Genomic DNA, 15,188 nt, shown 5'->3' with positions numbered 1-15,188 from the left:
TGTCCGGGGGCTCCGCGCCGGGTCCTTACCGGCCGTCCGAGGCGGCCGACGCCCCGAGGGGTCCCCTTTCGGCCGACCGAGTCGGGTGGTGGGGTGGGCACAGGCCGGGGGTCCAGGGGGCGGAGCCCCCTGGTTCGGCCACCGTGGCGCCGGCAGCACGCACCCGGCGTCATCCACAGCCCCCGGCGCAGGCGAGCGCAGCGTCGTACGCTGGACACCCCCGGCCCTCACACCGCCGGGTTACTCGTGTTCCACCCCAGCACCCGCACCCAGCACCCCAGGACGGAAGCGCCCCCTCCATGAGCCTGCACGGTCTGCTCGACGCCGTCGTCAAGGACACCGCCCTCGCGGAAGCGATCTCCGCGGCCGCAGACGGCAACCGCATGCACGTCGACCTGGTGGGCCCTCCCGCGGCCCGCGCCTTCTCGGTCGCCGCACTGGCCCGCGAGACGGGCCGCCCGGTGCTGGCGGTGACCGCGACGGGACGCGAGGCGGAGGACCTGGCCGCGGCCCTGCGCTCGCTGCTGCCCGAGGAGGGAGTGGTCGAGTACCCCTCCTGGGAGACACTCCCGCACGAGCGCCTCAGCCCCCGCAGCGACACCGTCGGCCGCCGCCTGGCCGTCCTGCGCCGCCTGGCCCACCCCCGCCCCGACGACCCCGAGACCGGCCCGGTCTCCGTCGTCGTCGCGCCCGTACGCTCCGTGCTCCAGCCGCAGGTCAAGGGTCTCGGCGACCTGGAGCCGGTCGCCCTGAGCAGCGGCCGGAGCGCCGACCTGGAAGAGGTCGTCCAGGCCCTCGCGGCCGCCGCGTACGCGCGCGTGGAGCTGGTGGAGAAGCGCGGTGAGTTCGCCGTGCGCGGCGGCATCCTGGACGTCTTCCCGCCGACCGAGGAGCACCCCCTCCGCGTCGAGTTCTGGGGCGACGACGTCGAGGAGATCCGCTACTTCAAGGTCGCCGACCAGCGCTCCCTGGAGGTCGCCGAACACGGCCTGTGGGCCCCGCCCTGCCGCGAGCTGCTGCTCACGGACGACGTACGGGAGCGCGCCCGGGTCCTCGCCGAGGACCACCCCGAGCTGGGCGAACTGCTCGGCAAGATCGCCGAGGGCATCGCGGTCGAGGGCATGGAGTCCCTGGCCCCCGTCCTCGTCGACGACATGGAACTGCTGCTGGACGTGCTGCCCAAGGGCTCGATGGCGCTCGTCTGCGACCCGGAGCGAGTGCGGACGCGCGCCGCCGACCTGGTCGCCACGTCGCAGGAGTTCCTCCAGGCCTCCTGGGCGGCGACCGCCGGCGGCGGTGAGGCGCCGATCGACGTCGACGCGGCCTCCCTGTGGTCCATCGCGGACGTCCGGGAGCGCGCCCGCGAGCTGGGCATGATGTGGTGGTCGGTGTCGCCCTTCGCCGCCGACGACGCGCTGGAGGACGCCGACACCCTCAAGCTCGGCATGCACGCCCCCGAGACCTACCGCGGCGACACCGCGAAGGCGCTGGCCGACACCAAGGGCTGGCTCGCCGACGGCTGGCGCGCGGTCTACGTCACCGAGGGCCACGGCCCGGCCGCCCGCACCGTCGAGGTCCTCGGCGGCGAGGGCATCGCGGCCCGCCTCGACAGCGACCTCGGCACCCTCAGCCCTTCGGTCGTGCACGTCTCCTGCGGTTCGATCGACCACGGCTTCGTCGACCGGTCCCTCAAGCTCGCCGTGCTCACCGAGACCGACCTGACCGGCCAGAAGGCCGCCGGCCGCGAGGGCGCCCGGATGCCGGCCCGGCGCCGCAAGACCATCGACCCGCTCACCCTGGAGGCGGGCGACTACATCGTCCACGAGCAGCACGGCGTGGGCCGCTACATCGAGATGGTCCAGCGCACCGTGCAGGGCGCCACCCGCGAGTACCTGGTCGTGGAGTACGCCCCCGCCAAGCGCGGCCAGCCCGGCGACCGGCTCTACATCCCCACCGACCAGCTGGAGCAGATCACCAAGTACGTCGGCGGCGAGGCCCCCACCCTGCACCGCCTGGGCGGCGCCGACTGGACCAAGACCAAGGCCCGCGCGAAGAAGGCGGTCAAGGAGATCGCCGCCGACCTGATCAAGCTCTACAGCGCGCGGATGGCGGCGCCCGGGCACGCGTTCGGCGCGGACACCCCCTGGCAGCGCGAGCTGGAGGACGCCTTCCCGTACGTGGAGACCCCGGACCAGCTCACCACCATCGCCGAGGTCAAGGAGGACATGGAGAAGACGGTCCCCATGGACCGCCTGATCTGCGGTGACGTCGGCTACGGCAAGACCGAGATCGCGGTCCGCGCCGCCTTCAAGGCGGTCCAGGACGGCAAGCAGGTGGCCGTGCTCGTGCCGACGACCCTGCTGGTGCAGCAGCACTTCGGGACGTTCGGCGAGCGGTACGCCCAGTTCCCGGTGAACGTGCGGGCGCTGTCCCGCTTCCAGACCGACACCGAGTCGAAGGCGACCCTGGAAGGCCTGCGGGACGGCTCGGTGGACATCGTCATCGGCACCCACCGCCTGTTCTCCTCCGAGACGAAGTTCAAGGACCTCGGTCTGGTCATCGTCGACGAGGAGCAGCGTTTCGGCGTCGAGCACAAGGAGCAGCTGAAGAAGCTCCGCGCCAACGTCGACGTCCTGACCATGTCCGCCACGCCCATCCCGCGCACCCTGGAGATGGCGGTCACCGGCATCCGCGAGATGTCGACGATCACCACCCCGCCGGAGGAGCGCCATCCGGTGCTGACCTTCGTCGGCCCCTACGAGCAGAAGCAGATCGGCGCCGCGATCCGCCGCGAGTTGCTGCGCGAGGGCCAGGTCTTCTACATCCACAACCGCGTCGAGTCCATCGACCGCGCGGCGGCCCGGCTGCGCGAGATCGTCCCCGAGGCGCGCATCGCCACCGCCCACGGCCAGATGTCGGAGCAGGCCCTCGAACAGGTCGTCGTCGACTTCTGGGAGAAGAAGTTCGACGTGCTGGTCTCCACGACCATCGTCGAGTCCGGCATCGACATCTCCAACGCCAACACCCTCATCGTCGAGCGCGGCGACAACTTCGGCCTCAGCCAGCTCCACCAGCTGCGCGGCCGGGTCGGCCGAGGCCGCGACCGAGGCTACGCGTACTTCCTCTACCCGCCGGAGAAGCCGCTGACGGAGACCGCGCACGAGCGGCTCGCCACCATCGCCCAGCACACCGAGATGGGCGCGGGCATGTACGTGGCGATGAAGGACCTGGAGATCCGCGGCGCCGGCAACCTGCTCGGCGGCGAGCAGTCCGGCCACATCGCGGGCGTCGGCTTCGACCTGTACGTGCGGATGGTCGGCGAGGCCGTCGCCGACTACCGCGCCTCCCTGGAGGGCGGCGTGGAGGAGGAGCCGCCGCTCGAGGTCAAGATCGAGCTGCCCGTCGACGCGCACGTCCCGCACGACTACGCCCCCGGCGAGCGGCTGCGGCTCCAGGCGTACCGGTCCATCGCCTCCGCCAACAGCGAGGAGGACATCAAGGCCGTACGCGAGGAACTCGTCGACCGCTACGGCAAGCTGCCGGAACCGGTGGAGAACCTGCTGCTGGTCGCGGGCCTGCGCATGCTCGCGCGGGCGTGCGCCGTCGGCGAGATCGTGCTCCAGGGCAACAACATCCGCTTCGCGCCCGTGGAGTTGCGCGAGTCCCAGGAACTGAGGCTCAAGCGGCTCTACCCCGGAAGCGTCATCAAGGCGGGCGCCCACCAGGTCCTCGTACCCCGTCCGAAGACCGCGAAGGTGGGCGGCAAGCCGCTGGTCGGGCGCGAGTTGCTCGGCTGGGTGGGGGAGTTCCTGACCTCGATCCCGGGTGCGTAGCCGCCCGCTCGCCCGCTGAAGAAGCCGTCCACGGGGACAGGCCCGTGGACGGCTTCGATGTGTTCGAGGCGCGGGAGTGCGCTACTGCTGGTCGGGGCCGCCCCGCTCGCGCCCGAAGCCGAGTTTGCCCTCGGCCTGCTGCTGCGCGGCGTCGACCTGCTTCTCGTGCTTGCCACCGGTCCTCTTGTTGACCTGTTGCTCGGCGGCGTCGGACATCTTCCTTGACCTGTCCTTGTCCTTGCCGGCCATGCTCTTCATCTTGTCGAGGATGCCCATGCAGAGCTCCTTCCGAGGCGTGACTCACTGTCGACCGTACGACAAATATGCCCCACATGCCCAATAAAGCCCACTATGGTCTGGACCTCTGCGTCGCTACGGTGATACCGGCGAACGGCAAGGGGAGGGCACGCATGAGGCGGCACAGCAGGATCCGTACCGGTTGGGCCGCGCTCGCGGCCCTGGCCCTGGCCCTGGTCACCGGATGCGAGGGCCTTCGGGGCGACGGCGAGGGCGACGGCACCTCGTCCCCGGGCGGCGGTGCCGAGGCACCGGCCGCAGGGCAGGCCGTCAGCCCTCTGCGCAACCCGGACGGAACCGACCCCGGCCTCGGCCCGGTCACGGGCGACACCCACGAGGCGACGGCCCGGCGGCTCATCGAGGGCCTGAAGACCAAGGGACGCGGCCCCAGGACGGGGTACGACCGCGACGAGTTCGGCTACGCCTGGATGGACTCGGCCGACGGCGTGCCACTCGCCCGGAACGGTTGTGACACGCGCAACGACCTCCTGCGACGCGACGGCCAGGAGCTGCGCTTCCGCTCCGGCTCCGACTGCGTGGTCGTCGCCATGACGCTGGACGACCCGTACACCGGCACGACCATCGAGTGGCGCAAGCAAGAGGCGAGCGAGGTCCAGATCGACCACGTCGTCCCGCTGTCGTACAGCTGGCAGATGGGCTCCTCGCGGTGGACGGAGAGCAAACGCGAACAGCTGGCGAACGACCCGCTCAACCTGCTCCCCGTCCAGGGCCGCGCCAACTCCGCCAAGGGCGATTCGGGGCCGGCCTCCTGGCTTCCGCCCGCCAAGCCGATCCGGTGCGCGTACGCCGTCCGCTTCGCGCAGGTCGCCGTCAAGTACGAACTGGCGGTGACCGCACCGGACCGGCAGGCGATGCTGCGGCAGTGCGGCGGCTGAAGCGGGCCCGGGAGCGGTGGCGAAACCCGCTTTCGGCCCGTCGGGCCACTGCCTACGGTGACCCCATGAAGCCGGCGGGCACCCGGTCGATGACCTGGTGGTGATCGGTACGGCAACGGTTCGGTACAACCGGGGACCACTGTCGGCCCCGGCCTATACGCTCGGACTTTCACACCGAACGGCCCGTTCGTCCGTTCGGCACGTCGGCATCATCGTCCAGGAGCAGTCATGTACGGCAACAGCGCCGCCGGGCCGCCGCCCTCCCGCGGGGCGGCCACCGTCATCACCCTGCGCGTGCTGTTCGCCGCCGCGGGCTTCCTGACGTGCGGTCTGCTCGCCTGCGTCCCGCTGTTCCGGATCGCCGTGCTGCGCGGCCGAGGGCTCGACTGGACCGTGGCCTGGCTGAGCCTGCCGGCGTCCATCGGCTGCCTCGCCGTGGTCGGTTCGCTGCCGGAGGGCGACCGCCGGACCGACGTCGCCATGGCCGCCCTCCTGCTGATCGGAGCGGTGGCCGGCGCGTACTTCCTCGTGGTCGACATACGCCTGCACGCCGCACCGCGGCAGTTCACCGGCTACGCGCCGCCGCCGCAAGCCCCCGCCGCGCACTACGGCCCGACACACCCCGCGGGACCGTACGCGCCCACGCTCGTACCGCAGCCCCCGCACACCCCGGCCCCGCGGCCCGCGCACCCCGGCTTCCAGGCGCCCCGGTCGCCGATACCCCAAGCACCGGCCTCCCAGGGCCCGGTGACCCGGACGCCCGTGCCCCCGGGGCCCGCTCCCACCCCGCCGCCCCAGCACCCCACCCCCGCCCGCATCGACCAGGTCCGCGCCGAGCTCGACGAACTCAGCGACTACCTGCGCAAGCACGACGGCAACGGCAACGGCAACGGCAACCGCGAGGGCGGACGGTGACCGTGGCGGCAGGACGTGTCGTCGCCGACCGGTACGAGCTGTCCACCCTCATCGGCCAGGGCGGCATGGGCCAGGTCTGGACGGCGTACGACCGGCGGCTCGACCGGCGCGTGGCGGTGAAGCTGCTGCGCCCCGACAAGGTGGCCGGCCAGGAGGCCGACGAACTGCGCCGCCGGTTCGTGCGCGAGTGCCGGGTGACCGCACAGGTCGACCACCCCGGCCTCGTCACGGTGCACGACGCGGGCAGCGAGGGCGAGGAGCTGTTCCTCGTCATGCAGTACGTCGACGGCGCCGACCTCTCCGACCACCTCGCCGAACACGCCCCGTACCCCTGGCAGTGGGCGGTCGCGGTGGCGGCCCAGCTGTGCGCCGTCCTGAGCGCCGTGCACGCCGTGCCGATCGTCCACCGCGACCTCAAACCGCGCAATGTGATGGTGAAGCAGGACGGCACCGTCACCGTCCTCGACCTCGGTGTCGCCTCCGTCATGGACGCCGACACCACCCGCCTCACCCACACCGGCACCCCCATCGGCTCGCCCGCCTACATGGCACCCGAGCAGGCGATGGGCGGCGCGGTCGGCCCCTACACCGACCTCTACGCACTCGGCGTACTCCTGCACGAACTGCTCAGCGGGGACGTCCCGTTCGCCGGCTCCACCGCCCTCGGCGTGCTCCACCGGCACCTGTACGAACCGCCGCTGCCCGTGCGCCGCATCCGCCCCGAGGTCCCCGAAGCGCTCGAAGCCCTGGTCCTGCGCCTGCTCGCCAAGGACCCCCAGCACCGGCCCGCCTCCGCCCAGGAGGTCTACGAACACCTGGCGCTGCTGCTGCCCGCGCGCGGCATGCCCACCGGTGGCCCTCTCGACCCCACCCGCCCCTTCGTCCGCCCGCACGCCCCCTGGCCCGACCGCGCCCGCACCCCCGCGCCCCAGCCGGCGCCCGTGCCGCCCGCCGCCGAGGCCGAGAAACCGGACGTCGCCCGCGCCGTCGACGACGTCAAGCGCCTCCTCGGCGAGGGCCGCATCACCCAGGCCGTCGACATCCTCGGCGCCATCCTGCCCGCCGCCGCCGAACAGCACGGCGAACGCTCCCCGGTCGTCCGCACCCTGCGCAAGCAGTACGCCGCCACCCTCATGGACGACGGCCAGTACCGGCGCGCCCTGCCCGAGCTGCGCCGCCTGGCCGACGAACGCGCCGCCGAGGCGGGCCGGGCCGACCCCCAGTCCCTGCGCCACCGCTACGACGCCGCCCAGTGCCTGGAACAGCTCGGCGAACCGGCCGCCGCCCTCACCGAGTACCGCGCGCTGCTGCCGTACTACGAGAACCAGTACGTCGCCGGCGACCCCGACCTCGCCCACGACGTCCGCCGCCGCATCGGCCACCTGCTCCTCGCCCTCGGCGACCGCGCCGCCGCCCACGAGACGCTGGCCCGGCTGCTGCACGACGTGGAGCGCCTGCACGGCCCCGGCCACCCGCTCGCGGCCGAGATCCGGCGCACCCTCCAGTGGCTCGGCCAGGTACGCGGCTGACGACCACCACCCCGGCCGGGGCGCGGCGGTGCCCGAAGTCCTGGTGAATCGTTGGTCGAATGGGTTGGCCAGAGCCGGGCCACTGCCTACCATCGATCATCGCAAGACTTTGTGCACCGTCGCACAATCTCCTCGGGAGGTTTCCTTGCACCGCCGCCGTCGCACCGCGCTCCTCCTCACCGCAGCGATCGCCGCCGCGGCGCCCCTGCTCTCCGCCTGCGGCAACGACGCGCATCCGGGAGCGGCGGCCGTCGTCGGCGACCAGCGGATCACCGTCGCCCAGCTGGAGAACCGCGTCGACGAGGTGCGCGACGCGCAGCGGGCCGCCGTCCCCGACGACGCCCAGTACCAGCAGGTCGTCGCCCGGTCCGGCACCCTCACCCGCGACACCCTGCACGGCATGGTCCTCGACCGGGTCCTGCACCGCGCCGCCCAGGACGCGGGCGTGAGCGTCAGCCGCAGGGAAGTGCAGGAGATGCGCGGCGGCCTGGAGGAGCAGGCAGGCGGCGCCAAGGAGCTGGAGACCGTCTGGCTCCAGCAGTACGGCGTCCCGCCCGAGCGCCTCGACGACAACCTCCGCCTCCAGCTGGAGGCCCAGAAGCTCGCCGAAAGCCTCGGCACCGACACCAGCCGCCCCGAGTTCTGGCAGGCCCTCGCCAAGGCCTCCGAGAAGCTCGACGTCGACCTCAACCCGCGCTACGGCGCCTGGGACGTACAGAAGAGCAGCCGCGTCGACACCAAGGTGCCGTGGGTGCGGGAGATCACCGCGGCGCAGACGCAACAGACGGCGTAACGGTCCCGCGGGGGCGCTCCGCCGCCCCCTGTGGACAACTCACGGGGCTGTCGGCCGCGTGCGTTACGTTCTGATCGTGAACGCAACCACCGCCGACACCGCCCCCGGCACCGCCCCCGACCCCGGCCGCGTCGTCCTGCTCACCACCAGCCACCGCGTCGCCCCCGGCCTGCTGTCCTGGCCCGCCTGGCAGACCCTGCGCACCGCCGACCGCGTGCTGTGCGCCGACGGCGCCCACCCGCAGCTGCCGTATCTGCGCGAGGCGGGCATACGGGTCGACGAGGCGGCCCCGACCGCCGAGGAACTGATCGCCGCCTGCGCCGGCGGCCGCACGGTGGTGGTCGTGGCGACCGGCGAGGGCGACCCCGCCCTCACCGACGGACTGGCCCGCCTCGCCGGGTCCGGCCGCGTCCCGATGCCGGACCTGGAGCTGCTCCCCGCCTCCTACGACCTGCCGGGCGCCCGCCTGCTCGACCTCGTCCAGGTCATGGACCGCATCCGCGCCGAGTGCCCCTGGTCCTCCCAGCGCACCCACAAGGACCTGGCCAAGTACGCCATCGAGGAGGCGTACGAACTCGTCGAGGCGATCGAGGACGGCGACCGCGACGAACTCCGCGAGGAACTGGGCGACGTACTCCTCCAGGTCGTCTTCCACGCCCGCATCGCGGAGGAGGACCCCGACGCGCCGTTCTCCGTCGACGACGTGGCCGGCACCATCGTCGCCAAGCTGATCCACCGCCACCCGCACGTCTTCGGCGACGAGACCGCGTCCACCCCCGAAGAGGTCAGGGAGCACTGGCTGCGCACCAAGGCGGCCGAGAAGCAGCGCACCTCGGTCACCGAAGGCGTCCCCCTCGGCCAGCCCGGTCTCGCCCTCGCCGCCAAGCTCGCCTCCCGCGTCCGCACGGCGGGCCTCCCGGTCCCGCTGCCCGCCGGCGAGGGCGTCGGCTACGAACTGCTGGCCCTGGCGGCCCGCGCCGAGGCCGAGGGCACGGACCCGGAGGCGGCACTGAGAGCGGCGGCGCGGGCGTACCGGGACGCGATCAGGCAGACGGAGGGCGCCGGGGGCTGAGACCGGTGCCGTCCGGCGCCGACGGGGGGAGGGCCACCACCGCCCCGGTCACCGCCGGCTCCCCGGATACGGTCAAGGGGTGACCGACCACTCCACGCCCGACCGTCCCGCCCCCGAGCTCTTCACCTGGGAGTTCGCGAGCGACCCTTACCCCGCCTACGCCTGGCTGCGCGAGCACGCGCCGGTGCACCGCACGCGGTTGCCCAGCGGTGTGGAGGCCTGGCTGGTCACCCGGTACGCCGACGCCAAGCAGGCCCTCGCCGACCCGCGGCTGTCCAAGAACCCGGCGCACCACGACGAGCCCGCGCACGCCAAGGGCAAGACCGGCATTCCGGGGGAGCGGAAGGCCGAGCTGATGACCCATCTGCTGAACATCGACCCGCCGGACCACACGAGGCTGCGGCGGCTGGTCAGCAAGGCGTTCACCCCCCGCCGGGTCGCCGAGTTCGCGCCCCGGGTGCAGCAGCTCACCGACGACCTCATCGGCCGCTTCGCCGGCACCGGCAGCGCCGACCTGATCCACGAGTTCGCGTTCCCGCTGCCCATCTACGCCATCTGCGACCTGCTCGGCGTACCCCGGGAGGACCAGGACGACTTCCGGGACTGGGCGGGCATGATGATCCGTCACGGCGGCGGGCCACGGGGCGGGGTCGCGCGGTCGGTGAAGAAGATGCGGGGCTATCTCGCCGACCTCATCCACCGCAAGCGCGCGGCACTGCCGCCCGAGCCCGGCCCCGGCGAGGATCTCGTCTCCGGGCTCATCCGCGCCTCCGACCACGGCGAGCACCTCACCGAGAACGAGGTGGCGGCGATGGCCTTCATCCTGTTGTTCGCGGGCTTCGAGACCACGGTCAACTTGATCGGCAACGGCACGTACGCCCTGCTCACCCACCCCGAGCAGCGGACCCGGCTGCAGACGTCCCTCGCCGCCGGTGAACACGCCCTGCTGGAGACCGGCGTCGAGGAGCTCCTGCGCTACGACGGCCCGGTGGAAATGGCCACCTGGCGCTTCGCCACCCGGCCGCTCACCATCGGCGGGCAGGACATCGCGGCCGGCGACCCCGTCCTCGTCGTACTCGCCGCCGCGGACCGGGACCCGGAGCGGTTCACGGACCCGGACACCCTCGACCTCGCCCGCCGGGACAGCCAGCACCTCGGGTACGGCCATGGCATCCACTACTGCCTCGGCGCCCCGCTCGCCCGGCTGGAGGGACAGACCGCCCTCGCCACGCTGCTCACCCGCCTCCCGGACCTGCGCCTCGACGCGGACCCGGCCGACCTTCGCTGGCGTGGCGGGCTCATCATGCGCGGTCTGCGCACCTTGCCCGTGTCGTTCACACCCGTCCCGTCAACGGCGGGCAACGGTTCGTCGTCGACGCAAAAGTGACACGCGCTCAACTCTGTGATCTTCACGTGATCTGCGCGGCATGAACTTGTGACAAGCGATCATCTGCCTATACGTTCACGAATCAGCGTGGCGCCGAGCATCATCCGCCGCGCGGTCCCCGCTGTCTCGTGAAAGGTCGTCGCATGCTCTCCGGGAACGGTCGTCACCGCCGCCCCCGCCAGGCTCCCGCCCTGGTCGTCGCAGCCGGAGTGACCGGCTCCGCCATCGCGATCCCGCTCCTCGGCGCCACCGGCGCCCACGCGGCCGACGGGGCGAACTGGGACCGTGTCGCCGAGTGCGAGACCGGCGGCGCCTGGAGCCAGAACAGCGGCAACGGCTACTACGGCGGCCTGCAGCTCTCCCAGGACGCCTGGGAGCAGTACGGCGGCCTGGAGTACGCGCCGAGCGCCGACCAGGCCAGTCGCTCCCAGCAGATAAGAGTCGCCGAGAAGATGCACGCGGACCAGGGCATCGCCGCCTGGCCGACCTGTGCCCTGCTCGCCGGCATGGGCAACGGCCCGGCGTCCACGGACAGCGGAACCGGTTCGTCGGGTGACGGTACGTCGGAGGAGCCGGAAGCCCCGGAGGTGTCGGACGCCCCCGACGCGTCCGGCACGACCGAGTCGCCGGAACCCACCTCCGACACGCCCTCTTCGTCCCCTTCGTCGTCTTCGCCCCCCACCCCTGACGCCACGTCGGGCGGCGGGGACGATTCGACCAAGTCCGACACGTCCCCTGAATCCGAGCCCACGGAGAGCGCCGGCTCCCAGGGTGCCGACGCTTCGCCCACGGCCCCTCCGGAGACCGGCGAAACGGACAAGGCGGGTCAGAGTGGCGGGGATTCGGCGCTCACCGACACCGGGGACTCCGGCGCGGGCAAACATCGCGGCGACAGTGCCGACGAAGGCGCGGCGAACGGCCGCGCGGCGGAGTCGTCGGGGCGGCACGCCTCGCGCGGTGAGGGTGAGTCGCGAGGGGTCGCGGACGGCTCGTACACCGTCCGGTCCGGCGACAGTCTCTGGGGCATCGCCGACTCCCTTGACCTCGACGGCGGGTGGCGCTCGCTCTACGTCGGCAACAAGGGGGTCGTCGGCACCGACCCGGACCACATCCTGCCCGGTCAGACGCTCACGGTCACGGGCGAATCGGGCGAAAAGTAGGGCCAGTTCGCTCACGGTTCGAGACTGTATGTCCGTTTTGGATCACGTGAGAGATAGGTCTCAGAAGCCGTGATCGTCTTTGAAAATCCGCGGAGCGCGGGTCTACGGTCATGACCGCTCGCCATCGCGGGCCCCGGCTGCCGCAACGCCGAATCCTGCCAGCGGCCGTCCGGGAACAGTCGTCGCGCAAGCGCCGAAGGCAGGAGCGGGGGACCCAAGGTAAGTGCCGCACCGGGCAGTTGAGCCGGAGCGGCTAGGGGTGGAGCCGAGTTCCGTGAGGAACCCGGCCGGGCAACTCAACCGGCCCGAACCCGACAGCTCACCTCGCAGGCGTCGGTGAGGGGATCAACCATGCTGTTTTCCGGCAAGGGCAAGCACCGCCGCCCGTCCAAGGCCACCCGTGTCATCGCCGTCGCCGGCGTCACCGGTGCCGCCGTCGCCGCCCCGCTGATGGCGGCCGGCAACGCCTCCGCCGCCACCGCGTCCGAGTGGGACGCCGTCGCCCAGTGCGAGTCCGGCGGCAACTGGTCCATCAACACCGGCAACGGTTACTACGGCGGTCTGCAGTTCTCCGCCTCCACCTGGGCCGGCTACGGGGGCACGCAGTACGCCGCCACCGCCGACCAGGCCAGCAAGGCGCAGCAGATCGAGATCGCCGAGAAGGTGCTCGCGGGTCAGGGCAAGGGTGCCTGGCCGGTCTGCGGCACCGGCCTGTCGAGCGCCGCGTACACCGGTGGCGGCTCCGGCGAGAGCCAGGACAGCGGCTCCTCGCAGAGCGAGAGCAGCGGCTCCACCGCCGACCGCTCCACCGAGCAGAAGGCCTCCCGCTCCGACGAGCGCCCGGCCGCCGAGCCGAAGGCCGAGAAGCCGGCCGAGAAGAAGACCGTCACCACCCCGACCGGCAAGAAGGTCGAGAAGGGTGACGGCGAGTACAAGGTCGTCAAGGGCGACACCCTCAGCTCGATCGCCGAGGAGCACGACGTCAAGGGCGGCTGGGCGAAGGTGTTCAAGCTGAACGACGACATCGTCGACGACGCCGACCTGATCTACCCGGGCCAGCAGCTGCACCTGAAGTAGGCAGCGGCCCTCCCTGCTCCCGTCCCGGTGCGTGTTCCCCCGTACGCACCGGGGCGGGTTTTTTCACGCCCCGTTCCGAACGGGTTTTCGGAAACGTCTTTGTTCCGTTCGGAAACATTTTACTCTCGGTTCTGTCCACCGGGTGGGCGATCGGCTGGCCGATCGCCCGGAGCCGGTTAGGCTCGGACCCGCAGAGCCGCCGCGGTCCTCGGACCCGCGCGTCACACCGAAGCGTCACATTGAAGAAGGAGATGCTCGTGCCGTCCATCGACGTCGTCGTAGCCCGGGAAATCCTGGACTCCCGAGGCAACCCCACGGTCGAGGTCGAGGTCGGCCTCGACGACGGCAGCACGGGTCGTGCCGCCGTCCCGTCCGGCGCCTCCACCGGTGCCTTCGAGGCCATCGAACTCCGTGACGGCGATGCGGGCCGTTACCTGGGCAAGGGTGTCGAGAAGGCCGTCCTCGCCGTCATCGAGCAGATCGGCCCGGAGCTGGTCGGCTACGACGCCACCGAGCAGCGCCTGATCGACCAGGCCATGTTCGACCTGGACGCCACCGACAACAAGGGCTCGCTGGGCGCCAACGCCATCCTCGGCGTCTCGCTCGCCGTCGCCCACGCCGCCTCCGAGGCCAGCGACCTGCCGCTCTTCCGCTACCTGGGCGGCCCGAACGCGCACCTGCTGCCGGTGCCGATGATGAACATCCTGAACGGCGGGTCGCACGCCGACTCGAACGTGGACATCCAGGAGTTCATGATCGCCCCGATCGGCGCGGAGTCCTTCTCCGAGGCCCTGCGCTGGGGCGCCGAGGTCTACCACACGCTGAAGAAGGTCCTGAAGAACAAGGGCCTGGCCACCGGCCTCGGCGACGAGGGCGGCTTCGCCCCGAACCTCGGCTCCAACCGCGAGGCCCTCGACCTCATCCTCGAAGCCATCAAGGAAGCCGGCTACACCCCCGGCGAGCAGATCGCCCTCGCGCTCGACGTCGCCGCGTCCGAGTTCTACAAGGACGGCTCCTACACCTTCGAGGGCAAGACCCGCTCCGCCGCCGAGATGACCGAGTACTACGCCGAGCTGGTCGAGGCGTACCCGCTGGTCTCCATCGAGGACCCGCTGTTCGAGGACGACTGGGACGGCTGGAAGGTCCTCACCGACAAGCTCGGCGACAAGGTGCAGATCGTCGGCGACGACCTGTTCGTCACCAACCCGGAGCGCCTGGCCCGCGGCATCGACGAGAACGCCGCCAACGCGCTCCTGGTCAAGGTCAACCAGATCGGTTCGCTGACCGAGACCCTGGACGCCGTGGAGCTGGCCCAGCGCAACGGCTTCAAGTGCATGATGTCCCACCGCTCCGGCGAGACCGAGGACGTCACCATCGCCGACCTGGCCGTCGCCACCAACTGCGGCCAGATCAAGACCGGCGCCCCGGCCCGCTCCGAGCGCGTCGCCAAGTACAACCAGCTGCTGCGCATCGAGGAGATCCTCGACGACGCCGCGGTGTACGCCGGCCGCAGTGCCTTCCCGCGCTTCAAGGGCTGAGCACCACCCCCCGGTAGGCAGCGTCGTACGTACGTCCCCGTACTCGGTCCCGTACCGTGTGCGGGGACGTACGCACGTGTGGACTTAAGGCGGGGACAGACATGGCGGTGAAGGACCGGGACCGTTTCTCCACCGCGACCAGGATCCGGATCATCGGGGAACAGACCGCGGCCCGGGTCTACCGCTCGCAGACCAAGCGCCAGGCCCGCCGCTCCCGGCTGACCGGCCGGGCCGCGCTGCTCGCGATGGTGCTCTGCTCGCTAGTCGTGGCGCTCGCCTACCCGATACGGCAGTACGTCGCCCAGCGCGCCGAGATCGCCGACCTCCAACGGGAGCAGCAGGAGACCCGCGACCGGGTCGAGGACCTGCGCGACCTCAAGGCACGCTGGCAGGACGACGCCTACGCCGAGCAGCAGATCCGGTTGCGGCTGCACTACGTGATGCCGGGGGAGACGGGGTTCGTCGTCGTCGACCCGGACGCGGCCGAGCAGGCCCGCGCCGAGGGCGGCGCCGCCGACCGTCCCTGGTACCGGAACGTCTGGGACGGGGTCGACAAGGCCGACGCCGCCGCCCGCCGGCCGTGAACCGCCCGCGCCGGCCGTGAACCGACCGCGCCGGCCGCGAACCGGCCACCCCGCAGTGAACCGACCGCTCCGGCAGTGACTCAACAGGAAGACCAGCAGAAGACAGT

At 71.9% G+C, this 15,188-nt stretch carries 12 protein-coding genes and 1 riboswitch; of the genes, 11 read left to right on the top strand and 1 reads right to left on the bottom strand.

Annotation, left to right across the window (positions count from 1 at the left end; genetic code table 11):
- The first annotated feature begins 299 nt into the window (after positions 1-299).
- Positions 300-3,833, top strand: coding sequence for a transcription-repair coupling factor (gene mfd / locus ACFW48_RS07330; RefSeq protein ID WP_386311270.1), 3,534 nt, complete (start codon positions 300-302; stop codon positions 3,831-3,833).
- A gap of 81 nt (positions 3,834-3,914) precedes the next feature.
- Here mfd and ACFW48_RS07325 read toward each other — a convergent pair whose 3' ends face one another.
- Positions 3,915-4,109 (bottom strand): antitoxin, encoded by a 195-nt coding sequence (locus ACFW48_RS07325; protein WP_121747470.1) that lies wholly within the window; start codon positions 4,107-4,109, stop codon positions 3,915-3,917.
- A 134-nt stretch (positions 4,110-4,243) separates the two neighbouring features.
- Here ACFW48_RS07325 and ACFW48_RS07320 point away from each other — a divergent pair, with 134 nt between their 5' ends.
- The 10 genes from ACFW48_RS07320 to divIC all read left to right on the top strand — a co-directional run bounded on the left by ACFW48_RS07320 (position 4,244) and on the right by divIC (position 15,081).
- On the top strand, positions 4,244-5,026 hold the full coding sequence (locus ACFW48_RS07320) for an HNH endonuclease family protein (protein ID WP_386311267.1): 783 nt from the start codon (positions 4,244-4,246) through the stop codon (positions 5,024-5,026).
- A 228-nt stretch (positions 5,027-5,254) separates the two neighbouring features.
- Entirely contained in the window at positions 5,255-5,941 is a 687-nt protein-coding gene (locus ACFW48_RS07315) for a hypothetical protein (RefSeq protein WP_386311265.1), read from the top strand.
- A 38-nt stretch (positions 5,942-5,979) separates the two neighbouring features.
- A complete protein-coding gene (pkaE, locus tag ACFW48_RS07310; protein WP_386312058.1) occupies positions 5,980-7,470 on the top strand; it encodes a serine/threonine protein kinase PkaE in 1,491 nt (496 codons plus the stop codon).
- Between the two features lie 145 nt (positions 7,471-7,615).
- Positions 7,616-8,263, top strand: a complete 648-nt coding sequence (locus tag ACFW48_RS07305; protein ID WP_386311263.1) for a SurA N-terminal domain-containing protein — start codon at positions 7,616-7,618, stop codon at positions 8,261-8,263.
- 76 nt (positions 8,264-8,339) lie between these two features.
- Positions 8,340-9,335 carry a nucleoside triphosphate pyrophosphohydrolase gene (locus tag ACFW48_RS07300; RefSeq protein ID WP_386311261.1) on the top strand — a complete coding sequence of 332 codons (996 nt, stop codon included), beginning with the start codon at positions 8,340-8,342 and terminating at the stop codon, positions 9,333-9,335.
- Between the two features lie 79 nt (positions 9,336-9,414).
- Positions 9,415-10,722: a cytochrome P450 gene (locus ACFW48_RS07295; RefSeq protein ID WP_386311259.1), complete on the top strand. Its 1,308-nt coding sequence runs from the start codon at positions 9,415-9,417 to the stop codon at positions 10,720-10,722.
- A gap of 143 nt (positions 10,723-10,865) precedes the next feature.
- A complete protein-coding gene (locus ACFW48_RS07290) occupies positions 10,866-11,882 on the top strand; it encodes a transglycosylase family protein (protein WP_386311257.1) in 1,017 nt (338 codons plus the stop codon).
- Between the two features lie 181 nt (positions 11,883-12,063).
- A riboswitch (cyclic di-AMP (ydaO/yuaA leader) is annotated at positions 12,064-12,230 on the top strand.
- A 3-nt stretch (positions 12,231-12,233) separates the two neighbouring features.
- The gene (locus tag ACFW48_RS07285; RefSeq protein ID WP_386311255.1) at positions 12,234-12,959 is read left to right on the top strand and encodes a transglycosylase family protein; all 726 of its coding nucleotides are present in this window, start codon (positions 12,234-12,236) and stop codon (positions 12,957-12,959) included.
- 257 nt (positions 12,960-13,216) lie between these two features.
- Positions 13,217-14,497: a phosphopyruvate hydratase gene (gene eno / locus ACFW48_RS07280; RefSeq protein ID WP_386311253.1), complete on the top strand. Its 1,281-nt coding sequence runs from the start codon at positions 13,217-13,219 to the stop codon at positions 14,495-14,497.
- Between the two features lie 101 nt (positions 14,498-14,598).
- On the top strand, positions 14,599-15,081 hold the full coding sequence (gene divIC / locus ACFW48_RS07275; protein ID WP_386311251.1) for a cell division protein DivIC: 483 nt from the start codon (positions 14,599-14,601) through the stop codon (positions 15,079-15,081).
- The last annotated feature ends 107 nt before the right edge of the window (positions 15,082-15,188 follow it).

The sequence above is a fragment of the Streptomyces sp. NPDC058812 genome (assembly GCF_042744565.1).
In the GTDB taxonomy this organism is placed as follows: Bacteria; Actinomycetota; Actinomycetes; order Streptomycetales; family Streptomycetaceae; genus Streptomyces; species Streptomyces thinghirensis.
This window is presented reverse-complemented; position numbering and strand designations above follow the sequence as displayed.

Excerpts from the sequence above, each read along its gene's own strand:
- ACFW48_RS07290 (WP_386311257.1), top strand. The coding sequence starts at position 10,866 with ATGCTCTCCGGGAACGGTCGTCACCGCCGCCCCCGCCAGGCTCCCGCC.
- divIC (WP_386311251.1), top strand. The coding sequence starts at position 14,599 with ATGGCGGTGAAGGACCGGGACCGTTTCTCCACCGCGACCAGGATCCGG.
- mfd (WP_386311270.1), top strand. The coding sequence starts at position 300 with ATGAGCCTGCACGGTCTGCTCGACGCCGTCGTCAAGGACACCGCCCTC.
- ACFW48_RS07285 (WP_386311255.1), top strand. The coding sequence starts at position 12,234 with ATGCTGTTTTCCGGCAAGGGCAAGCACCGCCGCCCGTCCAAGGCCACC.
- ACFW48_RS07325 (WP_121747470.1), bottom strand. The coding sequence starts at position 4,109 with ATGGGCATCCTCGACAAGATGAAGAGCATGGCCGGCAAGGACAAGGAC.
- ACFW48_RS07320 (WP_386311267.1), top strand. The coding sequence starts at position 4,244 with ATGAGGCGGCACAGCAGGATCCGTACCGGTTGGGCCGCGCTCGCGGCC.
- ACFW48_RS07315 (WP_386311265.1), top strand. The coding sequence starts at position 5,255 with ATGTACGGCAACAGCGCCGCCGGGCCGCCGCCCTCCCGCGGGGCGGCC.